Source organism: Allobosea sp. AK1 (assembly GCF_006714945.1).
Classification (GTDB): Bacteria; Pseudomonadota; Alphaproteobacteria; order Rhizobiales; family Beijerinckiaceae; genus Allobosea; species Allobosea robiniae.
Genome location: NZ_VFMG01000001.1, coordinates 4,737,409 through 4,762,838 on the forward strand (window position 1 = coordinate 4,737,409; position 25,430 = coordinate 4,762,838).

Here is a 25,430-nt window from a genome sequence, read left to right on the forward strand (position 1 = left end):
GCTCTGCTTTCATGTACGCTGCTTTCCTGACGAGTGTTTCGGACGTCGTGCGGAGTTGTGGCGTTAGCTGGCCACTGCGAGCAGCGAAGGCGCCCGCTCTTCCCACTTGATGTCCTGCGCGTTGTGGAAGTCCTCGACGCGCCCGATGTCGAGCCAAAGCCCTTGGTGCTTGAAGACGTGGATGGGAACGTCTTTCTCGAGCAAGCAAAGCGCCAGGTCATCGAGGCCGAAGGGGATGCCCGCGGGGATGTACTTGATGACATCGGGCTCCATGCAATAGACGCCCATGCTCACGCTGTTGGACAGCGTCGGCTTCTCCGTGAAACTCGTGATGCGGTTTTCCAGATCTTCGATGATACCGAAATCCATACGAGTGGATCGGACCGTCGTGGCGATCGTCAGCGGGCCGCCATGCTTGCGGTGCGCCAACCCGAAGGCTGGAAGGTTGAGGTCGGTCAGCACGTCACCGTTCAACATCAGAAAGGTGCCGTCCAGATGCTCCCGCAGCAGCGTCAGCGACCCAACGGTGCCCAGCGGCTCGACCTCTTGTGAGTAGGTGATCTTGAGGCCCCACTGCTGACCGTCGCCACAGAAGCTGCGGATCAGGTGACCGAGGTAGCCCGTCGTGATGTAGACGTCCTCGATGTTGTTGCGGCGAAGCCATCGAAGCAGGAGCTCGAGAACTGGCCGCGCCCCTATCGGCATGAGCGGCTTCGGAAGAACGGATGTGTAGGGCATCAAGCGCGTGCCCTTGCCGCCTGCTTGAATGACTGCCTTCATGCCAGCCTCCTTCAATGGAGCATGAAAGCTAGGCGCGCTGCCACAACTCGTCTTGATTTCGGTCAACTTGCAGCTGACTGCGCCGCAATAGCATTCGCTCGACAGCTAGCCCGCTTTGCGACGCCAGTTCGATGAACGAAAGCAGAGTCGATCAGCATGAGTCAGAACCCAGGCGAGTTCATCCCGATCGGGAGGTTGTCCAGTCGCGCAGCCCTCGGGGCCGACACGCAGCCTTCCCTGCCGCCAGAGCAGATGTTCCACGAGATCATCAATCTCGTTCGTCGACGCAGGATTTTCATCGCGAAGGTTGTTTTGGCCGGCACGCTTCTGACCGGCGTCGCTGCCTTCGTTGTTCCCCCCGCTTATACGGCCACCGCGCAGTTCATGTTTGAGCCCACCCAAGCTCAGATGGCGGCCGGCCTGCTTGAGACCGTCGTGGATACGCACATCGCGACGCTCACGTCGGACGCCCGCCTGCGCGACGTGCTGAAGGCATTGCCGGACCTGCCGCAGTACAAGGCGGTGTCGGCGCGTGCCGTGTCCCAGATGGCGAACCCGACGCTGGGGGATCGGCTGCGGGGCTCGCTGGTCGCAATCGGGAAAGGCCTCAAGAACGTCGTTCTTCCGAGTCCAAATCCTCCGGAGGCCTTGCAGGCTGCCAACGGGCTGCCAAGCCTGGACGCCATGAAGAACTCCCTTCTTGTCCGGCAGGAACGGCGCTCCAACGTGATCTCGATCAGCTACAGGGACGTCGACCCCGAAAGAGCAGCGATCATCGTCAATCAGGTCGTACAGACGCATGTCGATCGCTTGACGGATAGGATGCAGCAGCAGGCGGACGCGCTTCGAACAGGGCTGGACAATCGCCTGATCCAATCGCAGGCCGAGCTCGAAGCCGCGGACGAGGCGCTCCGGGCGCACGTCTCGGCGCACGGAACGCCAAGCGCGGACGCAGCGGCGGGTGAGCTGACCGCTGAGACGTCCCGTCAGCTGGAGCTGGTGCGATCCGAGCTGTTGCGCCGGCAGGAGCGACTCGAGCAGGTTCGAAAGCTGCAGCTTTCGGGGGCACCGCCGGAAAAGATCGATGCGCTTCTGCGTGAACCGCTGGTTGGCACTCAATTCGCGCGCGCCGTCGCGCCGATCACGGCGCCCGAAAGCCAAGCCGATGTGAACTCCGGAACGATAGCAGCCAAGCCCACAGTGTCTGGCGCGGACTCCGAGCAGCGCCTGCAACGTCTGGAGCACGATGTCGACGTCTTCCGCTTGCAGGAGCACTCCCTCGCTGAGCGCATTGCTTCGCTGCAGGCCGCATCCGGCGCCGACCTCGCTCAGCGTCGCGAGCGGCAGACTCTCGAAAGGCGTGCTACGACGGCTGCCGATGTCGTCCGGGATCTCCTACGTCAGCAACAGCAGCTGAAAGATCCGAGCTCGACGGGAGTTCAGATCCTGGCTCAAGCTTCGGTACCGCAGCGCCCGAGTTCGCTCAGTCCTTACCTCTACATCTCGGCCGCGATGATCGCGTTCGCGGCGCTCGGAGGGGGGGCTGCTTCCGTTCTGGAGCGCATGGATCGCAGCCTACGAAGCGAGCGTGAGCTCGCGACCACCCTGGGAATCGGGTGCATCGGCCTGGTCCCGGAGGCCGAAGAGGGGCGGTACAATGGCCGCTGGCGGCTGCCCGAATGTCCGTCTCCGCCCTATGACCAGGCGATCGAGGCTGTCGCCGCGGTGGCGCTCGAGGTCATTCAGCATCGGGGCGATGGAAAGATCCTGGCAGTCACATCCAGCGGACCGGGCGAGGGAAAAACGGCGTTGGCGGTCGGCATTGCGGCGTACGCTGCCCGCTTTCAACGACGGGTGCTGTTGATATGTGCCGACGCTCCGCGCCAGGACGTGAAACTGACCGGCCTGAGCAGCGAAACGAACCTGGATAGCGACGTCTCGGCCCAACGCGCTTCGTTGGAAATCCGTCGCGACTCCGCTCTCGGGTTCGACTGCCTCGCCCTCGATGAGATCGGAGATGCCAACACGGCTTCCCTTGTCGGCAGTCAGCTCGCAAACAGCCTCGACAAACTGCGTGACCGCTACGACTACATGATCATCGCCGCGCCGGGCGTTTTTGAATCCGCTGGTATCCGCATTCTCGCGGCAAGGGTGGACGGCGTGCTCTTTGCCGTACGTTGGGGTAGCACCCGCCGCGATGTTGCTGCAAACGCAATCGAACTGCTGATGAAGCCCGCACTGCTGAGCGGTGGGCCACGACCTAAAATCTTCGCTGTACTCACGCGTGTGAACCTGAAGGCTCATGCCGGCTACCGTCGGGGCGACACAGGAGAGTTCCTCGGGAAACGCCCGCAGCGCTCCGGCGGCTCCGGCCTGCACGTCTCATAAGTGAGGTCTTCGTGATGTGCCGGCCTCGGTGAACGCATGTTTCATGTCATGTCCCAGATTGGCGGGCTGCTGGCACCCTCAAACGGAATTGCGATGATGGGGCTTCTGGGCCTGATCGTCATGGTGGCGACCCCTTGGCGACGGGTGGGGTTGGCGCTTGCGGGGGGCGGTATTTGCGGGATTCTGGCAGCCGGCCTCCTGCCTGTCGGCAACTGGGCGATCTTTCCACTGGAGCAACGTTTTCCTGCTTTCGTCGACGACGGTCGCCCCATCACCGGCATTATCGTGCTGTCGGGCGCGCTGGAAGTGACGAGATCCGCGGCGCGACGCGAGTTCGCGCTCAACGGAGCTGCGGAGCGCATTTTTGCCTTCATGGATCTCGCGCGGCGTTATCCAGGTGCGCGGCTGGTCTACTCCGGTGGCAACTCCAAGATCGGATCGAGGTTGCCGCCGGAAGCATGGACGGCAACCGAATACCTGAAGACTCTCGGACTGCCGGGGGACCGTCTCACCATCGAGACCCGGTCCCATAACACTTGGGAGAATGCTCGCGAAACACGGAATCTCGTGCGGCCCAGCCCAGGCGAACGTTGGCTGCTCGTGACGTCCGCCTGGCATATGCCGCGAGCGATGGGCAGCTTCGAGCAGGTAGGTTTCCGCGTGATCCCTTATCCCGTCGACTTTCAGACAAATGGAACTCGGGATCTTGAGCAGCCGTTCACCGTCGTCAGTCAGGGCCTTGAGCGTCTGGATCTCGCCGCGAGGGAATGGTTAGGTCTGATCGGATATCGTCTGAGTGGTCGAACCGGCGCCTTGTTCCCGGGTCCTGGGACCGAACCGAAGCCCAGCGAAGCGAAACTCGCGATAGCGAATTGATGAGGCGTGTCTCATCAACAGCCAGCCATTGCTCGGCGCGAGAACATCCGGACGAGAACCAGATCCTGCCTCCCATTTGGCGCAAAATCGCGACCGAAGGGAGAATTGCGCCGCGTGAACCGGACGCGGCAAGAATCCCGTTTCGTCATTTTGTTTGACGAACGTTTCATCCCCGAGCCTCACGCGACTTGATACCGGTCAAGTGCTCCACTGGGGCGTTCTAGTTAACTCGACCTCGGGACCGAGACCCGCAGAACCAGATGTCGGTCATTCGCCTGTACCGAGAAAGTCATGTTTCCGTCGCCCGGATCTTCGACAGAGCGCGGGCGTGAGCAGGCGCCGACCGCCGTCGCGGTGCTCACCAGACTGGCGGCGGCTCAGCTTTCCGCTCAGGGCATCGATCCCGAGCCGCGGATGATCGAGGCCGGGCTATCTCCTTCGCTCTTGGACAATCCCGACGAGCGCGTCCCCGTGCGTCGGCAAATCGCGTTCCTCAATATCGCGGCCGACGAGCTGGGCGATGATCTCCTCGGCTTTCACCTCGCGCAGAGCTTTGATCTGCGGGCGCTCGGCTTCGTTCACTACATCATGGCCTCGGCCGAAACCCTCGCGGAGGCTCTGGCTTATCAGGAACTGTATGGGGTGTTCGCGAACGAGGCCTTGAAGATCCGCGAAGGCAGCGGGGAAGGGGTGTCCCTTGAGCTTAGCTATGTCGGGGTTGAGCGGCACCTCGATCGCCACCAGGCCGAATTCTGGCTGACAACCACGTTGCGACAATGCCGCTTGTTCAGTGGCCGCGAACTCGTGCCGACCTCAGCGTCGATGGTTCATTCACGCCCGGGCCGGGTCGCCGAGATGGAACGCTACTTTGGCCTTCAGATCGACTTCGGCGCGGAGCTGGACCTTCTGGCCTTCGCTCGGGACACCAAAGAACTGCCTCTGACGACCGGTGATCACTTTCTGAAGGAGCTCCTGGCAGGGCTGCATCGGAAGGCGTTTCCGTATTCTGCTGGGGAAGCCGGCTCCCTGCGCACCCGGGTCGAGAATGCGATCATGCCGCGGCTACGACATGGGACGCCAAAGGTCGAGGCCATCGCGCGAGACCTCGGTACGAGCGCCCGCACCCTGACGCGTCGACTGGCTGATTTGGGCATCAGCTTCAGTGAGGTCCTCGACGAACTGCGCTACCAGCTCGCGGTGCAATATCTCCGGGACGGAACGTCGACGGTTTCGCAGGTGACCTGGCTGCTCGGATACCGCGAGCCGAGTGCTTCCGTGCGGGCCTTCAAACGATGGACAGGCAAGACGCCGACGGCGTTTCGACGGGAGTTGAAGCGCGGCGCCGGCCGATGAATGGCGATGCGGCGCATTGTCCCAAATCGCGCTTGGCTTGAAACTCAACGGATATGGCGGGTCAGGCCAAGACGGCCGCGCATTCATATCCTATGTTTGATTCGGCTGCCGGAGATCGAGGCAGCCATAACTCCGCTCCCTGGAAAACATCCAGGGCAACCCATGCCGATGGCTACCCAATAAATGGAATCGTAGTCGCGACGATGCGGCTGCTATTTCGCCATGCGAGGGATGCTTGACGTCGTGGCGCATGCCTGACTCGTCAGCATTCAACAATCAGCAAGCATGGCTTGTGAGTTTGCTGATGTTCGGTGTCGGGCAGCGTTGATCACCCGATGCCTCCTCGTCCGCTTAAGCGGGAGTCAATCCCATAACGCGGCTCACTGGCCCTGCATCTGCGGGGACGGCGAGCTTTTTACTGATCAGGGGCCGGAGGCACGTCGAAGCGACGTGGCGCCGGATGTTCCCCTGTTGAGAAAGGGCGCTATGACTATCTTCTACGTTTCACCCACTGGCTCCGATAGCCAGGCCGGCACTCTCGACCGGCCTTTTGCCTCCCTGCAATATGCCCACGATCTGGCAAAGCCGGGGGACACCATCTATCTGCGGGGTGGCGTCTATAGCCTGAAAGAAGGCATCCAGCTCACGAATGACGGGGAAAGCGGCCGGCCGATCACGGTCACGAACTACCCCGGCGAGAAGCCGATCCTGGACGGCTCGCACATGACGTCGAGCGAGTACTACGGGCGCTCCGGCGCCGGCGGCTGGGTGCTCGATGGGTCGAGCATTTCCTGGAACAACATTTCCGGGCTGGAGGTTCGCGGCGGGCCGATGGGCGGCATCGTGATCCGTGACGAGTCCCACAACAACATCATCGAGCGGCTCGACGTGCACGACAACGGCCGGCTGTCCCAGTGGGAAGGCAAGGGCGTCTCGCTCTTCGGGCCGGGCTCGAACAATCTCTTCCAGAATATCGATTCCCACGACAATCACGACCTGAGTGGCGACAACGCTGACGGTTTCCAGATCAGCACGAGCGGCGCCGGCAACGTCTTGCGCGGCAACCGCGCCTGGAACAATTCCGACGACGGCTTCGATTTCTTCAATATCCAGGATGGCACGAAGGGCGCGGGAGTGCTCATCGAGGGCAACTGGGCTTTCAACAACGGCTACGACGCGTCGGGCAAGGCCGAGGGCGATGGCAACGGCTTCAAGCTCGGTGGCCAGCGGCCGGGGGGCGGCGCCGAATCCGGCGGCCACACCGTGATCAACAACGTCTCCTGGGGCAATCTGTCGAACGGCTTCGACCAGAACGATGCCACCATCGACAGCGTTCTCCAGAATAATTCGGCCTACAATAACGGGGCGTATAACTACGCCTACTGGTCTGGCCACAACAGCTTCGTCAACAACCTCTCGGCGGGCAGCGGCAAGGCCGCGGTCTCAGGTGCCGGAAGCGCGTCGAACAACTCCTGGAACTTTACCGCCCCGACGAGCAACGACTTCGTCTCCCTCAACGATGCGGGTGCGCGTGGCGCGCGTGCTGCCGACGGCTCGCTTCCCACGACGGACTTCCTTCACCTCTCATCCGGCAGCGCGCTGGTCGACAAGGGCAAGGATGTCGGGCTCTCCTATGCCGGGAAGGCTCCGGATCTCGGGAGCTTCGAGAGCGGCATGGCGACGGGTTCCAAGCCCCTACCCGATAATCCTGGTACGGGAACCCAGCCGGACAATCCGGCGACCCAGCCGGACAATCCGGTGACCAAGCCTGACACCCCCGTAACCCAGCCGGACAATCCTGCAACCAAGCCGGACAATCCTGTCGAGACAGCCAAGGTTTTCGGAACCGACAAGGCCGACAAGATGGTCGGCACGAGCGGGAATGACTGGATCCACGGGAATGCCGGTGCGGACGTCATCGACGGCGGTGCAGGAAACGATACACTTCTCGGCGGCAGCGGAGCCGACAAGCTGATCGGCGGCCTGGGAGCCGATACGATGTCGGGAGGCGCCGGGCCCGACACGTTCATTTTCCGGTCGCCGTCAGAGAGCCTTCCGGGAGCCGGCAACCGGGACGTGATCGAGTGGTTCCAGCGCGGCGCGGACAAGCTCGACCTCAGCCTGATCGACGCCAACACTGCTGTCAGGGGAGATCAAGTCTTCCACTTTGCCGGCAAGACGAGCGTGGTTGAGGCAAACTCGGTGTCCTACTTCCATAGCGGCCACCACACCATCATCCAGGGCGATGTGAATGGGGACGGCCACGCCGACTTCCAGATCGAACTCAACCAGGCAATCAACCTCAGCCGAGATCACTTCATTCTCTGACGGGATTGACCATCACCATTATTCCGGCTCGCGCCCGCGCGAGCCGGTCAAAAACGGCCTCCCGTGGCTTCCAGGCTCGGGATAGCGAAAACGACCAGGATGACGCGCCGCCTCGAGCCGGAGCGTCCAAGCGCCTGAATGGCTGGTGCGGAGTGCCACCGCCAAGAATCTTTCTCGGTGGAGTCGCGGGTCTTGAGCGGCGCACCTTTTCCTTTGAACCGACGAGGCTCCATTGCTTCATCTCCTCCCGGCCCGCAATCTCCAGCAGACCGCTTCAACTTTTCTCGTTCAGGGCGCCGTCACGCTGAGGGCACACGGACGTGCGCTTTTCAGGCGCCTTGCCAGCCTTTCGCATTCCGCCCAGGGCGTGACGCGTGCGCACGCAGGACGAGAGAAGATGGTTGCTTTCGGCATCCGTCTAGGAGAGACGCTCGCGCGGTCTCCGCTTACCGCGGCTATCTCCCAATGGCGCGGAGCATTTGTGGCGATCGCGGTCCTGAGTGGGGCCCTGAACCTGCTGACGCTCGCCAGCTCGCTTTACATGCTGGAGATTTACGACCGGGTCCTGCCGAGCCGCAGCATTCCGACGCTCGTGGGCCTCACGCTGCTGATCGTCATGCTGTACGTGTTCTACGCGCTCTTCGACATCCTGCGCGGTCGCCTTCTGTTGCGGATCGGCTGCGCTCTTGACGAAGGGCTGAATGGGAAGGTCTTCCAGGCGATCCTCTCGGGGCCGCTCCAGGCCAAGAATGCTGGCGAGGGCCTGCAGCCGATGCGCGACCTTGACCAGGTTCGCGGCTTCCTGTCAGGCAGCGGGCCGGGAGCGCTGTTCGATCTTCCCTGGATTCCTCTGTACCTGGGCCTGTGCTTTCTATTCCACTTCTGGATTGGCGCTACGGCGCTCATCGGCACCATCGTTCTGGTCGCCCTAACGGTCCTTACGGAGCGGCTCACACAAAAGCCGTCGACGGCGGCGAGCGGGGCTGCCGCCCACCGGATTTCCATCGCAGAAGTCGGGCGGCGCAACGCCGAGGCCGTCCATGCGATGGGCATGGGCGGCGAGATGGGCGCGCTCTGGAAGGTGGTCAGCGACGAGCATCGGCTTCAACATCAGCGCGCCGCCGAAGTTGCAGGGGGCTTTGCCTCAACGTCCCGAGTGCTGCGCATGCTGTTGCAATCGATCGTGCTGGGCGTGGGCGCCTACCTCGTCATTCAGCAGGAAGCGACGGCAGGCATCATCGTCGCGAGCTCGATCCTGACCTCGCGCGCGCTCGCTCCCGTCGATCTTGCCATCGGCAACTGGAAGGGATTTGTCAGGGCGCGCCAAGGGTGGGGCCGGCTGAAGGAGATGTTCGAAGCCCAGCCGTCTCAGGCGCCTGCGCTCGCGTTGCCTGCTCCGACGGAACTGATCACCGTCGAGGCGGCGTCCGTCTCTCCGCCCGGCGGGCAGCGCCTGACGGCGTCCAATGTCAGCTTCGCGCTTCGGGCGGGGCAGGGGCTCGGCGTCATCGGGCAGAGCGCGTCCGGGAAGTCCTCGCTTGCCCGCATGCTTGTTGGCGTTTGGCAGCCCCTGACCGGCACCGTCCGCATGGATGGCTCTTCTCTGCGTCATTGGCGGCCGGAGGAGCTTGGGCATCATGTCGGTTATCTCCCTCAAGAGGTCGAGCTCTTTTCAGGTACCGTTGCCGCCAACATCGCACGTTTCCGCAGCGACGCGACGGCCGAGCGCATCATTGAAGCCGCCAAGGCGTCGGGCGTCCATGAGCTTATCCAGCGCCTGCCGGAAGGCTATCAGACCCAGATCGGCGAGCGCGGAACGGCTCTTTCGGCGGGGCAGCGGCAACGCATCGCCCTTGCGCGAGCTCTCTACGGGAATCCCTTTCTGGTTGTGCTCGACGAGCCGAACTCGAACCTTGATGCCGAAGGCGAGCAGGCCCTGACCGACGCCATCTTCCAAGTTCGCCGAAGGGGCGGCGTCGTGGTGGTCATCGCCCACCGGCCGAGCGCCCTGACAGCGTTGGATCAGGTCCTCGTGATGGCGGAAGGACGAGTCCAGGCCTTCGGTCCCAAGGACGAGGTGCTTTCCACCAGCTTGAAGGCGGTGCCGACATCCGCTGGCATTTTCGATCGCGCAGCGAGCAGAACCTGATGGAGCTTAGAATATTGGACGACGTCTCTCACCCCACGCGGCTTTCGATCCAGCGCCATGTTCTGGCGGTCGGAATCAGCCTTGGAACCCTGCTGATCGGCGTGGGCGGATGGGCTGCGACAACCGAGTTTTCAGGCGCGGTGGTTGCGCATGGTTCGCTCGTTGTCGAGTCGGAAGTGAAGAAGGTGCAGCACCCCACTGGCGGGGTCATCAGCGAGTTGCGCGTCCGGGACGGTGACCGCGTCAAAGCAGGCGACGTCATTATCCGCCTCGACGAAACCGTGACGCAGGCCAACCTCGCCGTCGTGAGCAAGGCTCTCAACGAGGCCCTCGCGCAACAAGCGCGACTGGAAGCCGAGCGCGACGGAGCTACCGAAGTCGCCTTTCCCCGCGAGCTGTCGACAGCAGCAGAAAGATCGCCGGATGTCGCAGCGCTCTTAAGCGGAGAGCGCAGGCTCTTCGAGCTGCGAGGGACAGCGCGATCGGGCTTGAAGGCCCAGCACCTCGAACGCATCGGCCAGATGCGGGATCAGATCCGGGCCTTTTCGGAGCAGATCGTCGCGAAGGACCGCGAAGCCAGCCTCATCGCGCAGGAGCTCGAAGGTGTGCGCGACCTTCATAGCAAGAAGCTCGTTTCGATCACCCGATTGAACGCCCTGGAGCGGGATGCTGCACGTATCACCGGCGAGAAAGGCACCCTGGTCTCATCAGTGGCTCAGGCCAAAGGCAGGATCACTGAGACCGAGCTACAGATCCTTCAGATCGATGAGGATCTTCGTACCGAAGTCGGCAAGACGCTCGCCGATCTTCGTGGCAAGATTTCCGAGCTGGTTGAACGGAAAGTCACAGCGGAGGACCAGCTCAAGCGCGTGGATATCCGGGCTCCCCAATCCGGCACTGTGCACCAGATGGCGGTTCACACAATTGGCGGCGTCGCCTCTCCGGGCGAAACCTTGATGCTGATCGTGCCCGCCTCTGATCGCCTGACGGTGCAGGCGAGGGTGCGACCTCAGGATATCGAGCAGGTATACTCCGGGCAGCGCGCCGGGTTGCGTTTCTCGGCCCTCAACCAGCGGACCACGCCCGAGATCGAGGGCGAAGTGTCCCGCGTATCTCCCGATCTCACCGTCGATCAGCGGACTGGGCAAGACTTCTACACCCTTCGCGTCGCCATCCTGGACGGCGAACTCGCACGGCTCCAGGGGGCCAAGGTCGGGCCGGGCATGCCCGTCGAGGTTTTTGTGCGCACGCAGCAGAGGACGGTTTTCTCGTATTTCGCCAAGCCGCTTGCGGACCAGATCGCGCGAGCATTCCGGGAGAGATAGGCGCCGAGCCCTCAGAGGCGAACGCGCAGTTCTGATCGGCGGGCAGTTGCTTCGCAGACTCCGCCCAACGTCCCCTACCGGGTCCTCGACCCCACATCAGCCATCGACCCGGCGCCGAAGGCAGGCCGGTTCGCGATCGCACGGGTCATCCGTGTTCTTGCCAACGATCAAGAATTTTTTCTTGAGATCGGCTCGACTACGGACGTGGTCGCAAGGGGCGCTGAAATTTCCTCGGGACATACTGGGAGACGCACATGCTAGGTGTGACAACCCTATCGAAGTTCGCGTGCGATGATTGTGGCAGCATCTCCGTCATTCTTCCTACGGAGCTCATCGACTCGGCTCTTGTACGGTGCAGCGGCTGCGGTCGCGATTACGGTCGCTGGGGAGAGTTCAAGCAGGAGGTGGACCAAATCATCTCCGCAGAACCACGTCGGATGAACGGCAACAACCATCACTTTCAGGTTGGTTTGGATTCTTAGGACGACGATTTCCGACATGCATGACTGCAGACGGTGCTCTTGTTGCTGATTCCATTGCGCTTTCCGGGATGGAAGACGGCGATCGCACATCGTTCGGTCGGTCAGGAGCAGCTTTCGTCCTCGCCGAACGCCATGGGACGGAACTCGCGGAAATTCTTGCCCAGCTGACTCTTCGTGCATGCCGCAGGAGCGCGAGGCCTGCCGCCCTCCTGCGCCGGCGCCTAGCCCTTCGTGCGGAAGATCGGGGCGTTGTCCATCAGCTCGTATGGCAGGCCCTCTAGCTACGCCTCGATCAGCCGCGAATACAACGCCCGCAACGGTTTCGGCATCCCCTGAAGGCATCGTGGCGTGCCGGGCTCAAGGTTGCCCTGCATCCGCGCTGGGCCATCGGCGTGATGCCGCACGCCCTGGCGACAGGCAGGTTGTTCTCCCGGCATTCCGGCAAACTCAGCGCGGGCGAAAGGTCTCGTCCAACGCCTCGAGTTCCCGGGCGAGATTGCTGCGAAGCCAGAGCGCGACCTCGGCGACGATCGGGTTCAGGGGCCTCGACCGGGGTGCGATCAGGCTGTGGTGTCGGCCGGTCCGGATGACGAGGTCCGAAGCCGGCACCAATGTGCCCTTCACTAGGCTGCTCGACACGACGCTCAGCCAGCCCAGGGCGATGCCGTCCCCGTTCAGCGCTGCCTGGAGGATGACGGAATAGTCCGTGAACTCGTGCCAGACCCCTTTGGAGGCGTTGCGATGGGCGACATTGCCCCATTCCCTGGCCCATTCATGCGTGGCGTGGTCGCTCAGCCAGAGAAACACATGCCCGGCGCCGTCGCCCCGGTGATCCAGTTTGCCGCGCGCGTCGAGATAGGCGGGGCTGCAGACCGGGAAGACGATCTCGGGTGCAAAGGACCAGCGATGGTAGTTCGGGTCATCGTCCGCGATGATGCGTGTCGCGAGGTCGACATTGTCGGGCACGCCGCGCAGGACGCCCGGGATCAGATCGAACCGGATATCGATCTGCGGAAAGGCGGCATGGAATTCGCCGAGGCGTGGCAGCAGCCAATGGGCCACGAAAGAGCTCGACATAGACAGTGTGACGATGGGCTTTGTCCCGTGCTGTCGTCGCTGGATCGCCTCGATGGTTTCCGCGATGCGTCCGACGGCATCGCCGACGACGGCGTAGAGGTCGCTGCCGTCCACGGTCAATGCGAGACCACGGGCGCGCCGCTCGAATAGCCTCGCTCCGATGGCGGCTTCCAGTTCCGCGACGCTGCGGCTGGCGGAAGGCTGGCTGACGTTGAATTCCGCTGCCGCGGCGGTGAAGCTGCCGGTCCGGGCCGCGGCTTCGAAGACCAGAAGCCCGCGAGCGGACGGGACGAGACGGGACAGTTGAGCCATACGCTGAGCGTATGCTTCTCCCAGGCTTTTTCAATCTGTTCCTGTTCCAAGAACATCGTCATCATCGGCGTCGACGGGCCCGGGATCGGGCCGGCGCCTCCTGCATCGTCGCGGCCGCGGGGTGGCGTGGCTTCAATCCTGGTCCGGTCACAAGGGGGGCATTCGGTGAGCGAGGCCATCGTCACAGCAGATCGTCGTTCGGCTGCCGCCGGCGACCCCCTGCTTCAACCCTTCGCGATCAAGAACCTCCGGCTGCGCAACCGCATCGTCAGCACCAGCCATGCCTCGATGCTGGATGAAGGCGGCCTGCCGCTCGAACGCTATCAGCGCTATCACGAGGAAAAGGCCCGCGGCGGCCTCGCCATGACGATGATCGGCGGCTCCGCCATGACCTCGCCGGATTCCAGCTGGGGTGGCGGCCAGCTCGATCTCTCCAGCGACCGCATCATTCCGCATCTGCAAGCGCTGTCCGAGCGCATTCACGGCCATGGCGCCGCCGTGATGTGCCAGGTGTCGCATCTCGGTCGCCGCGCCACCTCCTATGGCTGGAACTGGCTTCCGGTGCTGGCGCCGTCGCGCGTCAGGGAAACGCGCAACCGCAATTTCCCCAAGGAGATGGACGATGCGGATATCGCGCGGATCATCCGGGACTATGCCGATGCGGCGCTGCGCTGCCTGCAGGGCGGGCTCGACGGCGTCGAGACCGTGACCGGCGGCCATCTCATCGGCCAGTTCCTCTCGCCGCGCACCAACAAGCGCACGGATGGTTTCGGCGGCTCGGCGGAAAACCGGGCGCGCTTCGGGCTCATGGTCCACGAGGCGATCCGCAAGCGCGTCGGCGACGAGGCGATCGTCGGCATCCGCTTCGTGATCGACGAAGGTGTCGCAGATGGTTCGGATTTCGACGATTGCCTCGAGCTTGCCCGGATATTCGAACGCGAAGGCCATATCGACTATTTCAACTGCATCTATGGCCGCATGGATACCGACCTCGCGCTGGCCGAGGACAACATGCCCGGGATGTTCCAGCGCAACGCGCCCTATCTCGCTTCGGTGGAGCAGTTCCGCCGCGAGACGAAGCTGCCCTTGATCCATGCCGGCGGCATCCGCGACGTGGCGACCGCGCGCCATACGATCCGCGAGGGGGTCGTCGACCTCGTCGGCATGACGCGCGCTCATATCGCCGACCCGCATCTGGTCGAGAAGATCAGGCGCGGAGAGGAGGAGCGCATCAGGCCCTGCGTTGGCGCCTCCTACTGCCTCTACAAGAAGGTCAACTGTATCCATAACGCCGCCAGCGGGCGCGAAACCGTGCTCGGCCATGAGGTCGCGCCGGCCTCGCGCCGGCTGAAGGCCGTGGTGGTCGGCGGCGGACCGGCCGGGCTCGAAGCCGCCCGCGTCTGCGCCGAGCGGGGGCATTCGGTCGTGCTGTTCGAGGCTGCGGCGAAGCTCGGTGGCCAGTTGCTCGTCGCCACGGCTGCCGAGGAACGCCGCGACCTGATCAGCATCGTCGATTGGCGCATCGCCGAACTCGAACGGCTTGGCGTCGATGTCCGGACGAATTGCTATGCCGAGGCTGACACCGTCCGTGCCGAGATGCCGGACCTCGTGGTCGTCGCCACCGGCGGCATTCCCGATACCGACTGGTTCGAAGGTTCGGACCTCTGCGACAGCGCCTGGGACGTGCTGACCGGCACGGTGCCGGGCAAGGCCGACGTGCTCGTCTATGACGGGACCGGCCGGCAGGCCGCGGCGTCCTGTGCGCTGCAGCTCGCCCGGCAGGGCAAGGCCGTCTGCATCGCGACGCCCGACGACGCGCTTGCCGTCGAGATGTCCTATATCGACAAATCGAGCTTCCGGAAGCGCTTCGCCGAGCTCGGCATCCGCTCGCTCGTCGATGTCAGGCTGGAGAAGGTCGAGCGCCGCGGCAACGCGCTGCAGGCCACGTTCCGCAACGAGTTGACCGGCGCGGAAACCCAGGTCGAGGCCAGCCAGGTCGTCGTCGAATACGGTACGCTGCCGGCCGCCGAGATCTACCACGACCTGCGGCATCTCTCGGCCAATGACGGAGTGACCGATATCGCCTTCATGCTTGGCAGCGCGGAGGCGGCCGCTCCTGCGCCGGGAGGCTTCCTCCTGCATCGCATCGGCGACGCGGTCTCGAGCCGGGACCTCTATTCCGCGATCTACGAAGCCTACCGGCTCTGCTCGAAGCTCTGAGCGGTCGTCAGGATCAAGCCGCGGCAGGGCTGCGGCCGGTTTCCGCCTTGGCGAAGCGCTCGATCCGGAAGTCCTGGAGCGGGATCTCCGTGGTGCCCGTCGCGATCAATTCGGCCATCGTGTCGCCGACGCCCGGACCGAGCTGGAAGCCGTGCCCGCTGAATCCGAAGGCATGGAATAGCCCCGGCGTGGTGCTGGACGGGCCCATGACCGGCAGCATGTCGGCGAGATAGCCTTCGCAACCCGACCAGGTGCGGATCACCGAGACCTTGTCCAGGGCCGGCAGCAATTGCCGCAGGGCGCGAAGCTGCGCCGGCAGCCGCGCCGGATCGGCCCTGGCGTGGCCGGGATCGAGATTGACAGCGACCCGCTCGGCTGCACCGCCGAAGATGATGTTGCCGCGCTCGACCTGCCGGAAATAGGCGTCGGTTCCGTGGCGACGGGTCCAGATGCCGACGACCGGCAGGATGCGATGGGGCAGGGGCTCGGTGACGCCCATCTGCGGCCCGCGCGGGGTGAGGGGAACCGGCTCGCCGAATTGCGCGGCGATCTGCATGCCCCAGGCGCCGGCGGTGTTGAGCAGCTTGCCGGCCTCGAACACGCCCTTCGACGTGGAAACGCGGAAACCGGTTTCCGTCTTCTCGATGCGGCCGACCTCGCAGTCCTCGACGATCTCCGCACCGAGCCGCCGCGCCGCATCGGCGAAGGCCGGCGCGATCAGGCGCGGATTGCCGGAGCCGTCATGCGGGGAAAAGGAAGCCGCGATCGCTCCGGGGCCGAGACCGGGAAAGCGCGCGCGGATCTCGTTGGCGCCGAGTTCCTCCAGCTCGAGCCCCCAGGGCCGTGCGGCATCGGCATAGGCGCGCATGTCCACCAGCGCGTCCTCCTCGAAGACTAGCCGGAGATGGCCGGTGGAGCGGAATTCGACGTCGCGGCCGAGCAGGCGCTCCGCCTCGCCCCAGAGTGTGCGGGAGCGATGCGCCAGCGGCAGTTGCGTGAGATGCCGGCCGGTCCGGCGGATATTGCCGAAGGAGGCGACGGTGGCGCCCGTTCCGACACGGTTGCGTTCGATCAGCGTGACCTTCAGGCCGCGCCGTCTCAGGAAGAAGGTTGCGGCAGTCCCCATCAGGCCGCCGCCGAGCACGATCACATCCATGTCCAGCCTCTTGCCGCAAAGGCGGCAATGTCCACGCCACCGAACCTGACGCGGGCGCACGGAACCGTCAAAGACGCGATGGCCGGCAGGCCATAAGTCCAGCCTATGGTCCTGCCCCGCATGTCTCTTGGACCACGCCGCGGCTTCCGTGCCAGCTTCCGGCCGCCAGCAAGAGGAGCGGACATGGACGGCGGAACTGTGCCGAGTGCGGACTGGAAGGTCGGTGTCGATATCGGCGGCACCTTCATCGATTTCTGCGCGCTCGAAACGCATTCGGGCCAGGTTGCGTCGCTGAAGGTGCTGACGACGCCGGACGATCCCGGCGCCGAGCTGATGACCGGCCTCTCGCTGCTGGCCGAGCGCGAGGGTCTCGATCCCCGCGCCGTCACCCGCTTCGTCCACGGCACGACGGTGGGCGTCAACACCATCATCCAGCGCAAGGGGGCGCCGCTTGCGCTCTTCACCAATGCCGGCTTCGAGGATGTGATCGAGCTGGCCCGGCTGCGCATGCCCGAGACCTATTCGCTGTTCTGCTGCCGCCCGGAGCAGCTCATCACCCGCGACAGGGTGTTCGGCATCCCGGCCCGGATGCGCTCTGACGGGCGCGAGACGGTCAGGCCCGATCTCGACGAGGTCGCAGCCGCTGTCGCTTCGGCGAAGGCGCGGGGCGCCGTCGGCATCGTCATCGCCTTCCTGCACGCCTGGCGCGACGGCGCGCAGGAGGAGGCGGTCAAGGCCGCGATCGCCCGGCTGGCTCCGGAGCTCTTCGTCTTCACGTCGGCCGAGGTCTGGCCGGTCATCCGTGAATACGAGCGGACGACGACGGCGATCCTCAACGCCTATGTGCATCCCCGCATCGCCGGCTACCTGACGGCGCTGGAACAGCGGCTCGCGGATCGCGGCGTGCCGGCCCGCGCGCTCCTGACCAAGTCGAACGGCGGCGTCATGAACGCTGCCGAGGGCAAGCGCGCCTGCGTCTCGATGCTTCTTTCCGGCACCGCCTCGGGCGTCATCGGGGCGACCTGGTTCGCGCGACAGGCCGGCGAGAAGCGCGTGCTGACGCTCGATATCGGCGGGACCTCGGCCGATTTCGCCCTGATCATCCACGGTGAACCCCAATACGGCACCGGCGAGATGATCGGCGAGTTCCCGCTCTATATCCCCTCGGTCTCGGTGAGCTCGATCGGCATCGGTGGCGGCTCGATCGCCTCGGTCGACGGACAGGGCGTGCTGCGCGTCGGGCCGGAATCGGCCGGTTCGACGCCGGGGCCGGCCTGCTATGGCCGCGGCGGCGAGCAGGCGACCGTCACCGACGCGATGGTGGTCTGCGGCTGGCTCGGCCATAGCGAGATGGCCTATGGCCAGTTGAAGATGGATGCGGGCCTTGCCCGCGCTGCCGTCGGGCGGCTGGCCGAAAAGCTCGGGCGGCCGCTGGAGGACACGGCGCAGGCGATCCTCGACATCGCCGTTTCCGAGATGTTCGTCGAGGTCGAGAAGCTGTCCTCGCGGGCCGGCGTCGACCTGAAGGATTTCACCCTGATGCCCTTCGGCGGCGGCGGCCCGATGCTCGGTGCCTTCCTCGCACGCGAGCTCGGCATGAACAGGTTGCTGGCGCCGCGCCGGCCGGGCGTCGTCTCCGCGCTGGGCGGCCTCGTCGCCGATCTGCGCGGCGATTTCGTCCGCACGCTTTTCGCCGAACTCTCGGCTGCGGTTTTGCCGCAACTGAAGGCGGCGGCGGCTGCGATGGTCCAGGATGGGCGCAACTGGCTGGCTGCGCAGGGGCATGTCGGCCCCGCCGATCTCAGGTTTTCGGCGGATATGCGCTATGTCGGCCAGAGCTACGAGATCGAGGTTCCCCTGCTGCCGGCCTGGCTGGAAGCCGGCGACCCGGCGGCGATTGCCGCCGAGTTCCATCGCACGCATGCGCGTATCTACGATTTCGATGATCCGGATGGGCGCGTCGAGATCGTGAACCTGCGCCTTTCGGCCATCGGCGCCGGCCCGGTTCTCTCTTTCCCGGAGGCTGAGGCGGTCGATGCGGTCGCCGTGCCGGAGCGCGAGCTGACGATCCATACCGGCGGTGCGCGAAGGGCGGTCGGTCTCTATCGCAGGGCCGACTTGAAACCCGGCAGCCGTTTCGCCGGGCCGGCCGTCGTCGCGCAGGAGGATACCACCGTCGCCATCCCCGCCGGAGCGACGGCGCGGATCGACAGCCATCTCAACCTGCACCTGACCTTCGCGGAGTGATGCCGATGTTCGACCGGATGAAGCTTCAGGTGCTCGCCAACCATGCGCGCGCGGCCGCCGAGAACATGGCGCATACGCTGCATCGCACCGCCCATTCCGCCTTCGTCAAGGAGACGGAGGATTTCACGGTGATGTTGATCAGCCGGCGCGGCGACACCTTCGCCGTGCCGATGGAACTGGGCGCGACCTGGTATCCCGGGCTGTCCTGGGCGCCAGCACTGGCGATGGTCGACGACTACAAGCCCGGCGACGTCGCCTTCACCAACGATCCCTATTCCTGCTTCGTCGCCACCCACGCACCCGACACCCATCTCTGGAAGCCGGTCCTCCACGAGGGCGAGATCGTCGCCTGGACCGGCGGCCACATCCACAACACCGATATGGGCGGCGCGGTGCCCGCCTCGCTCTCGCGGGCGCTGACCGAGATCCATCAGGAGGGCATCCGCTTCCCGCCGATGAAGCTCGTCAACGAAGGCGTCTTCGACGAGCAGATCCTCAGGATCATGACGACCAATGTGCGCAAGCCGGACCTCAACATCGGCGACATCAAGGCGCTGGTCGGCGCGCTCAACACCGGCGAGCGCAAGGTTCTGGCGATGATCGAGAAGTTCGGCCGTGATGCTTTCCTTGAAGGCGTCGACGCGCTGCTCGACCACGCCGAGGCGCAGGCGCGCGAGGTGCTGCGCGGCATGCCGGACGGAACCTGGGAGTTCGCGGATTACGCCGACGAGGACTCGGTCGAGGCCAATCCCTGCCGCCTGAAGCTCAAGCTCACCATCCGCGGCGACGAGGCGGTGCTGGACTTCACCGGCTCCGATCCGCAACTCGGCTCCTCGCTCAACGTGCCGAGCGGCGGCAATCCCCGGCATACGATCCTGCTGGTCGGGGTCTACTACGTCCTCTACACGCTGAACCCGAAGATCCTGCTCAATACCGGGCTGACGCGCCCCTTCACCTGCATTGCGCCCGAGGGAACGGTCCTGAACCCGGTCTTCCCGGCGGCGGTCGGCATGCGCTCGCTCACCTGTGCGCGTTTGCGCTCGGTGATCTTCGGGGCGTTCTCCCAGGCTGTGCCGGAACGGCTGCCGGCCGCGCCCGCCGGCAACAATTGCATCGTCAACGTGATGACCACCGACGAGCGCACCAGCCGGACCGTCATTGCTGCGGTCAACCCGGTGGTGGGCGGTGGCGGCGGCATGCCGCACCGCGACGGCACCAACGGCTCCGGCGCAGATGCCGCCTATCTCAAGAACACGCCGATCGAGATCACCGAGACCGAGACGCCGGTGGAATTCGTCAAATACGGGCTGGCGCAGGACAGCGGCGGCGCCGGGCGTTGGCGCGGTGGCCTCGCCACCGAAATGGCGTTCCGCGTCTTCGCGCCCGACAGCCGCATCACCGCCCGCAACCGGGACCGCAGCTTCTTCCGTCCCTGGGGCGTGCTGGGCGGAAAGGCCGCGGGCCTCTCCGACATGGTGGTCAACCCGGGGCAGCCGGAAGCGCGGCGGCTCGGCAATATCGATACCGCCGTCCTCCAGCCCGGCGACGTGCTGGAAATCCGCTCGGCCGGCGGCGGTGGCCGGGGGCACCCGTTCGACCGGGAGGCCTGGCGCGTCGCGGAGGATGTCGTGCGCGGCTATGTTTCGCCGGAAGCGGCGGAGCGGGATTACGGCGTCGTCATGCAAGGCGAAGTCCTGGACGAGGAAGCGACGAAGGCAAGGCGCGCCGACCGCTCGCCGGTATCCGGCCATTTCCACTTCGGCCCGGAGCGCGAGGGCTACGAGGCGCAATGGACGCCCGGTGCCTATGACAGGCTGACGGCGATCCTCGCCGGCCTGCCGACCCATTGGCGCTTCTTCGCCAAGACCGAGATCTTCCGCCGCATGACCGGCAGGGTCGGTGCCCAGGGTGTGGATGAGGCCTTTGCCGCAGCCAGGGTCCGGTTTCCCGAGATGCCGCAGCCTCGGCTATCCTATGCCGAGGCTGCGGAGTAAACATGGCTGCAGGAGAGGCGATGGGGCGGCTGGTTCGGCTGACGGAGATGGATCGCGCGCCGCTGCGCTTCGTCCTCGACGGCAGCGAGCATCGCGCCCTGGCGGGCGACACCGTACTCAGCGCGGTGCTCTCGGCTGCGCCCGCTTTGCGCCGCTCCGAGTTCGGCCCGGAGGCTCGCGCCGGCTTCTGCCTGATGGGCGCCTGTCAGGATTGCTGGATCTGGCAGGAGGATGGGCCGCGGCTGCGGGCCTGCTCGACGCCTCTGGTTGAAGGCATGCGCCTGCTGTCCGACATTCCCGGCGATTGGCCATGAGCGGTCCCGACGAACTGCGCGTGGTCGTCGTCGGCGCCGGACCTGCCGGCATCCGCGCCGCCGAGACATTGGTCGCCGCAGGCCTGAAGCCCGTTGTCATCGACGAGGGCGAGCGGGCGGGCGGGCAGATCTATCGCAGGCCGCCGCAAGGCTTCACGCGCCCGCCCGAGACCCTCTACGGCTCGGAGACCGCGAAGGCGGTCGCCCTGCACGAGACCTTCGACGCCATGGCGGCGGCGGGCCGCCTCGCTCATCATCCACGCAGCTCCGTCGTCGCCATCGCGGACGGGCGGTTGCAGGTGCTCGACGGGGCGGGTTCGCGCTGGATCGCCTATGATCGGCTGATCCTCGCGACCGGAGCGATGGATCGCGTCATGCCCGTGCCGGGCTGGGAGAATGCGGGGGTCTACGGGCTCGGCGCGATGCAAATCGCCTTGAAGGCGCAAGGGGCGGCGCTGGGGCGGCGCCTCGTTCTGGCTGGGTCGGGGCCGCTCTTGACCCTGCTCGCGGTGCAGTTGCTGAAGGCCGGTGCAGGGATTGCGGCGGTGCTGGACACGGCGCCCATGCGCCGGCAGTTGCACGGCTTTCCCGGTCTGTCGGCCAGGCCGCTCTTTGCCCTGCGCGGGTTGATGATGCGCCGGCGCCTTGCCGGGCTCTACCATGCCGGTGTCCAACTGGAGCGTATCGAGGCCGATGAGCGCGGCCCGGTTGCCTTGCTCTGGCGCGACGCCCGTGGCCGGGAGCAGCGCACGGCTTGTGATGCGGTCGGCCTGGGCTGGCATCTGCGGGCGGAGACCCGCCTCGCGGACCTGGCGGGTTGCGATTTCGCCTATGACGAAACCTGGCGGCAATGGCTGCCGAAGGCCGATGCGGTCGGCCGGGCGGTACCGGGCGTCTATCTCGCCGGTGACGGCCTCCGGATTCTCGGCGCCGACGGGGCTGAGGTCGCCGGACGCCTGGCCGCCGCGGCATGCTTGCAGGACCTTGGCTTGCCCGCACCGGACATGGCGGGCGACAGGCGCCGTCTCGCGCGATTGAGCCGCTTCGCACGCGGCGTCGCCGAGGCCTTTCCCTGGCCGGCCGAGACGGCGGCGGGATTGCCTGATGAGACGGTGATCTGCCGCTGCGAAGGCGTGACGGCCGGCGAATTGCGCAAGACCGTCGATTTCGGCGGCGGCGAGGTCAATCGCGCGAAATCGCTGGGGCGTGTCGGCATGGGGCGCTGCCAGGGGCGCTATTGCGAGATCGCCGCGGCGGAGATCGTCGCCGGCAGCGCGGGCCATGGTTGTGTCGCAGCGGCGGGCCGGCTGCGCGGCCAGGCCCCGGTGAGGCCGGTTCCGGTCGCAGCCTTGCTTCAGGATGCGGTTGTCGAGGGGTAGAACGGCGTATTCAGGCGTTGCCGGGCCGGCCGAGGTCCCGGCACGCGGCACGCAGGCAGTCGCGCATCAATTCATGGCTGGCCGAGAGCGGCCGGTCATTGCTGGTCAGGATCGCGATCGGCACCTCGATCCGGGGCTCGAATGGCCGCGTCACGACGCCGTTGAACTGCTCCCAGGGCAGGAGGCTGTCGACGATGGCGATGCCCAGCCCGTCGCGCACATAGGGCAGGGCCGTGATCGAGAGATCGATCTCGATCGCCGGTGCATAGGCGAAGTCCTCGGCTTCGGCCGAGGCTGCCAGCAGCCGGCCCGGCAAGGTGTCGGCGCGATAGGAGATCAGGGTCTCGTCGCTGATATCGGCGAAACGGACGCAGTCCAGCCCCGCCAGCCGATGCTCGGCCGAGACGACGCAGACCAGCGTGGCGCGCCCCACCGTCTCGGCATGGATGCCGGCATGCGGCAGGTTGTTCATGGCGATGCCAAGCGACACCTCGCCATTGCGCAGCATCTCGACGATGGCCGTCTGCGAGGCGATCAGCGAGCGCACCACGATCTCGGGATGGGCTTCCCGGAAGGCGGTCAGGGCGCGGGGCACGATCGACATGGAAGGCGGTGCGGAGGCGGCGAGCCGGACGAGGCCGGTGCGGCCGTGCCGCATGTCGATCGTCCGGCGCCTGAGCGCATCGAGTTCGCCGAAGATGTGCTCGGCCTGGGAGTAGAGCTCCTCGGCCTCCTGCGTCGGCACCAGCCGGCCGCGCACGCGGTTGAACAGCTTGAAGCCGAGCTGGTCCTCGGCATGGAGCAGGATCTGGCTCAGGGCCGGCTGCGAGATGTTCAGCATCGCGGCCGCGCCGGTCACCGTGCCGCAGCGCATCAGCGTGCAGAAGACTTCGAGTTGGCGCGCCCGCATCTGTCGTCCCATCAACGGCGATAGCGCAGACATCGCCGCCGTCGAGGCGGATGTCCAGTCTCAACCGCCGCTGGGCTGGCCTTCCGGGATTATCGCTGGTCCCAGCGATCACGCATTTCGTAGAACAGCACGGCGAGCGGCAGGAACCAGGGCTTGCCGTAATAGAGCGGCCGGCTGCGGAAGGGCAGGTCGGCATAGGCGCTGGGCGCATCCGTGCTGCCGAGCATGCGCTGCGCGATCCTGTGGCCGAACCAGCTCGCCCGCGCGATGCCGGTGCCATTGTAGCCGCAGGCGTAGAAGACGCCGTCCTGCTCGCCGAGATGGGGCAGCTTGTCGAAGGTGAAGCCGGTCTGGCCGTGCCAGTAATGCGTGATCGGCGTCCGTTCCAGCTCGGGGAAGACCTGGAGCATCTGCTTGCGCAGATGGGTAGCATTGGCGTGGCCGACATTCTCGCCGGTCACCTTGAGCACGCGCCCGCCGAAGAGAATCCGGGTCCCGTCGGGCGAGGGGCGGTAATAGGTCACGACGCGCTGGCTGCCCGCCAGCATGCGCCGCTTCGGCATGAGGCGATCCATCACCTCGGCCGGTAGCTGTCCGGTCGCGATCAGCGCGCTGCGGATCGGAATGATCCGCCGTTGCAGGAAGGGCAGGAGCGCTCCGGTATAGCCGTTGGTCGCGACGAGGAGTTGCTTCGCCGTGATTGTCCGCCCCCCGACGGAGAGGCTGAACCCACCGGCCTGCGATGCGATGGCCGTGACGCGGGCACCGCCGACGATCTGCACGCCGAGGTGGCGCGCGGCCTCGGCAAGGCCGGCGACATAGCGGGCCGGGTGCAGGCCGGCATAGCCGGGCATGGCGAGGCCGCCATGGTAGAGTTCGGTTCCGATCTCGCCCTGCTGCTCGGCGCGCGGGACCAGGTAGGCATCGCAGGGCATGACCTGCCGGATGCGGTCGAGATTGCGCCCCATCGCCTCATAGAGGCGCGGCGTCATCGCGCCCCGGAAATAGCCGACCACCGCAAGGTCGCAGGCGATGGCCTCGCGGGCCACGACATCCTTGACGTGCTGCAAGGCGAGGAAGCTTTCCTCGACGATGGCACGCGCCTTGTCGGGCCCATAGGCCATCGCGGTGTCGAAGGTGGCCCAGCCCGGGCCGAGCATGCCACCGTTGCGGGAGGAGGCGCCCCAGCCGGGAGCTTCCGCGTCCAGCACGGTAACCTGCTTGCCGGCCCGGGCCAGCGTCAGCGCGGCGTTGAGCCCGGTGAAGCCGGCCCCCACGATCGCGACTTCGCTCTGCGCCGGCAGTTCGGCCGCAGCCGGGGCTGCCGGTTTCGCAGCATCCCACCAATAGGGTGTGTCGACCGCATCATCGCTGAAGAACGGACCGGTCAGGCGAGCCATGCGTATGTCCTCACGAAGGCAGGATGCGCCGCAGGAAATCCTGCGTGCGCGGGTTCTGCGGACGGCTTAGAACTTCGTCGGGCGGCCCCTCTTCGACGAGGACGCCACCATCGAGGAACAGCACGCGGTCGGCGACCTCGCGGGCAAAGCCCATCTCATGGGTGACGACGACCATCGTCATGCCTTCGTCGGCGAGCGACCGCATGACGGCGAGGACCTCGCCGACGAGCTCCGGATCGAGCGCCGATGTCGGCTCGTCGAACAGGATCGCGTCGGGCTTCATGCCGAGCGCACGCGCGATCGCGACGCGCTGCTGCTGGCCGCCGGAGAGCTGGGCGGGATAGGCGTCGATCTTGGCGCCGAGCCCGACACGGGTGAGCAGATCCCGCGAGCGCTTCAGCACCTCCTCGCGCGGCTCCTTCTTCACGAAGATCGGGCCTTCTGCGACATTTTCCAGTGCTGTCCGGTGTGGAAACAGGTTGAAGCGCTGGAACACCATGGCGACGCGGGTCCGCAACTGCCGGATGGCGGAGGATCCTGTGTCGACCCGTTGCCCGTGTACCGCGATCGAGCCGCCCTGATAGGTCTCGAGGCCGTTGATGCAGCGCAGGAGGGTCGACTTGCCGGAACCGGATGGTCCGATGATGCAGACCACCTCGCCCTTCTCGACCGAGAAGGAGACATCGTGGATGACCTCGACCGTGCCGAAGGATTTTCTGATGTTGCGCAGTTCGATGATG

17 protein-coding genes are annotated in these 25,430 nt (G+C 65.6%); 11 read left to right on the plus strand and 6 right to left on the minus strand.

Features of this window, described 5'->3' with window-relative positions:
* Positions 1-63 precede the first annotated feature (63 nt).
* On the minus strand, positions 64-780 hold the full coding sequence (locus FHT98_RS22665; protein ID WP_061963551.1) for a nucleotidyltransferase family protein: 717 nt from the start codon (positions 778-780) through the stop codon (positions 64-66).
* Between the two features lie 156 nt (positions 781-936).
* Here FHT98_RS22665 and FHT98_RS22670 point away from each other — a divergent pair, with 156 nt between their 5' ends.
* From FHT98_RS22670 to FHT98_RS22695, 6 genes are all read left to right on the plus strand, one after another.
* Positions 937-3,168 carry a GumC family protein gene (locus tag FHT98_RS22670; RefSeq protein WP_142115373.1) on the plus strand — a complete coding sequence of 744 codons (2,232 nt, stop codon included), beginning with the start codon at positions 937-939 and terminating at the stop codon, positions 3,166-3,168.
* A 36-nt stretch (positions 3,169-3,204) separates the two neighbouring features.
* Positions 3,205-4,044, plus strand: coding sequence for a YdcF family protein (locus FHT98_RS22675; protein ID WP_142115374.1), 840 nt, complete (start codon positions 3,205-3,207; stop codon positions 4,042-4,044).
* A 291-nt stretch (positions 4,045-4,335) separates the two neighbouring features.
* Positions 4,336-5,397 (plus strand): AraC family transcriptional regulator, encoded by a 1,062-nt coding sequence (locus tag FHT98_RS22680; protein WP_142115375.1) that lies wholly within the window; start codon positions 4,336-4,338, stop codon positions 5,395-5,397.
* Positions 5,398-5,883: 486 nt separating this feature from the next.
* On the plus strand, positions 5,884-7,725 hold the full coding sequence (locus FHT98_RS22685; RefSeq protein WP_185745252.1) for a right-handed parallel beta-helix repeat-containing protein: 1,842 nt from the start codon (positions 5,884-5,886) through the stop codon (positions 7,723-7,725).
* Positions 7,726-8,122: 397 nt separating this feature from the next.
* Positions 8,123-9,874, plus strand: coding sequence for a type I secretion system permease/ATPase (locus tag FHT98_RS22690; RefSeq protein ID WP_142115377.1), 1,752 nt, complete (start codon positions 8,123-8,125; stop codon positions 9,872-9,874).
* A gap of 14 nt (positions 9,875-9,888) precedes the next feature.
* Positions 9,889-11,199, plus strand: a complete 1,311-nt coding sequence (locus FHT98_RS22695; RefSeq protein WP_244492676.1) for an HlyD family type I secretion periplasmic adaptor subunit — start codon at positions 9,889-9,891, stop codon at positions 11,197-11,199.
* 929 nt (positions 11,200-12,128) lie between these two features.
* Here FHT98_RS22695 and FHT98_RS22700 read toward each other — a convergent pair.
* Positions 12,129-13,070, minus strand: a complete 942-nt coding sequence (locus FHT98_RS22700) for a LysR substrate-binding domain-containing protein (RefSeq protein WP_142115378.1) — start codon at positions 13,068-13,070, stop codon at positions 12,129-12,131.
* A 165-nt stretch (positions 13,071-13,235) separates the two neighbouring features.
* Between FHT98_RS22700 and FHT98_RS22705 the strand changes: the two genes are divergently transcribed.
* Positions 13,236-15,290: an NADH:flavin oxidoreductase gene (locus FHT98_RS22705; RefSeq protein WP_142115379.1), complete on the plus strand. Its 2,055-nt coding sequence runs from the start codon at positions 13,236-13,238 to the stop codon at positions 15,288-15,290.
* A gap of 13 nt (positions 15,291-15,303) precedes the next feature.
* Here FHT98_RS22705 and FHT98_RS22710 read toward each other — a convergent pair whose 3' ends face one another.
* Positions 15,304-16,446, minus strand: a complete 1,143-nt coding sequence (locus FHT98_RS22710) for an NAD(P)/FAD-dependent oxidoreductase (protein ID WP_142115380.1) — start codon at positions 16,444-16,446, stop codon at positions 15,304-15,306.
* 183 nt (positions 16,447-16,629) lie between these two features.
* On the opposite strand from FHT98_RS22710, the gene FHT98_RS22715 reads away from it, so the two are divergent.
* From FHT98_RS22715 to FHT98_RS22730, 4 genes are read left to right on the plus strand one after another with little or no spacing between them, the layout of a single operon-like run.
* Positions 16,630-18,693: a hydantoinase/oxoprolinase family protein gene (locus tag FHT98_RS22715; protein WP_142115381.1), complete on the plus strand. Its 2,064-nt coding sequence runs from the start codon at positions 16,630-16,632 to the stop codon at positions 18,691-18,693.
* A 5-nt stretch (positions 18,694-18,698) separates the two neighbouring features.
* Positions 18,699-20,687 (plus strand): hydantoinase B/oxoprolinase family protein, encoded by a 1,989-nt coding sequence (locus FHT98_RS22720; protein WP_142115382.1) that lies wholly within the window; start codon positions 18,699-18,701, stop codon positions 20,685-20,687.
* 2 nt (positions 20,688-20,689) lie between these two features.
* Complete coding sequence (locus tag FHT98_RS22725) at positions 20,690-21,001, plus strand: (2Fe-2S)-binding protein (RefSeq protein WP_142115383.1); 312 nt, start codon at positions 20,690-20,692, stop codon at positions 20,999-21,001.
* Positions 20,998-22,380: an FAD/NAD(P)-dependent oxidoreductase gene (locus FHT98_RS22730; RefSeq protein ID WP_142115384.1), complete on the plus strand. Its 1,383-nt coding sequence runs from the start codon at positions 20,998-21,000 to the stop codon at positions 22,378-22,380. The genes FHT98_RS22725 and FHT98_RS22730 overlap by 4 nt, the downstream gene beginning before the upstream one ends.
* A gap of 10 nt (positions 22,381-22,390) precedes the next feature.
* Here FHT98_RS22730 and FHT98_RS22735 read toward each other — a convergent pair whose 3' ends face one another.
* From FHT98_RS22735 to FHT98_RS22745, 3 genes are all read right to left on the minus strand, one after another.
* Positions 22,391-23,290 (minus strand): LysR family transcriptional regulator, encoded by a 900-nt coding sequence (locus tag FHT98_RS22735; RefSeq protein ID WP_142115385.1) that lies wholly within the window; start codon positions 23,288-23,290, stop codon positions 22,391-22,393.
* Positions 23,291-23,379: 89 nt separating this feature from the next.
* Positions 23,380-24,690: an NAD(P)/FAD-dependent oxidoreductase gene (locus tag FHT98_RS22740; protein ID WP_142115386.1), complete on the minus strand. Its 1,311-nt coding sequence runs from the start codon at positions 24,688-24,690 to the stop codon at positions 23,380-23,382.
* Positions 24,691-24,700: 10 nt separating this feature from the next.
* On the minus strand, positions 24,701-25,429 hold the full coding sequence (locus tag FHT98_RS22745) for an amino acid ABC transporter ATP-binding protein (RefSeq protein WP_061965425.1): 729 nt from the start codon (positions 25,427-25,429) through the stop codon (positions 24,701-24,703).
* Position 25,430: the final 1 nt, after the last annotated feature.

Excerpts from the sequence above, each read along its gene's own strand:
- FHT98_RS22725 (WP_142115383.1), top strand. The coding sequence starts at position 20,690 with ATGGCTGCAGGAGAGGCGATGGGGCGGCTGGTTCGGCTGACGGAGATG.
- FHT98_RS22740 (WP_142115386.1), bottom strand. The coding sequence starts at position 24,690 with ATGGCTCGCCTGACCGGTCCGTTCTTCAGCGATGATGCGGTCGACACA.
- FHT98_RS22715 (WP_142115381.1), top strand. The coding sequence starts at position 16,630 with ATGGACGGCGGAACTGTGCCGAGTGCGGACTGGAAGGTCGGTGTCGAT.
- FHT98_RS22690 (WP_142115377.1), top strand. The coding sequence starts at position 8,123 with ATGGTTGCTTTCGGCATCCGTCTAGGAGAGACGCTCGCGCGGTCTCCG.
- FHT98_RS22670 (WP_142115373.1), top strand. The coding sequence starts at position 937 with ATGAGTCAGAACCCAGGCGAGTTCATCCCGATCGGGAGGTTGTCCAGT.
- FHT98_RS22680 (WP_142115375.1), top strand. The coding sequence starts at position 4,336 with ATGTTTCCGTCGCCCGGATCTTCGACAGAGCGCGGGCGTGAGCAGGCG.
- FHT98_RS22685 (WP_185745252.1), top strand. The coding sequence starts at position 5,884 with ATGACTATCTTCTACGTTTCACCCACTGGCTCCGATAGCCAGGCCGGC.
- FHT98_RS22700 (WP_142115378.1), bottom strand. The coding sequence starts at position 13,070 with ATGGCTCAACTGTCCCGTCTCGTCCCGTCCGCTCGCGGGCTTCTGGTC.
- FHT98_RS22720 (WP_142115382.1), top strand. The coding sequence starts at position 18,699 with ATGTTCGACCGGATGAAGCTTCAGGTGCTCGCCAACCATGCGCGCGCG.
- FHT98_RS22665 (WP_061963551.1), bottom strand. The coding sequence starts at position 780 with ATGAAGGCAGTCATTCAAGCAGGCGGCAAGGGCACGCGCTTGATGCCC.
- FHT98_RS22730 (WP_142115384.1), top strand. The coding sequence starts at position 20,998 with ATGAGCGGTCCCGACGAACTGCGCGTGGTCGTCGTCGGCGCCGGACCT.
- FHT98_RS22675 (WP_142115374.1), top strand. The coding sequence starts at position 3,205 with ATGTTTCATGTCATGTCCCAGATTGGCGGGCTGCTGGCACCCTCAAAC.
- FHT98_RS22710 (WP_142115380.1), bottom strand. The coding sequence starts at position 16,446 with ATGGATGTGATCGTGCTCGGCGGCGGCCTGATGGGGACTGCCGCAACC.
- FHT98_RS22735 (WP_142115385.1), bottom strand. The coding sequence starts at position 23,290 with ATGCGGGCGCGCCAACTCGAAGTCTTCTGCACGCTGATGCGCTGCGGC.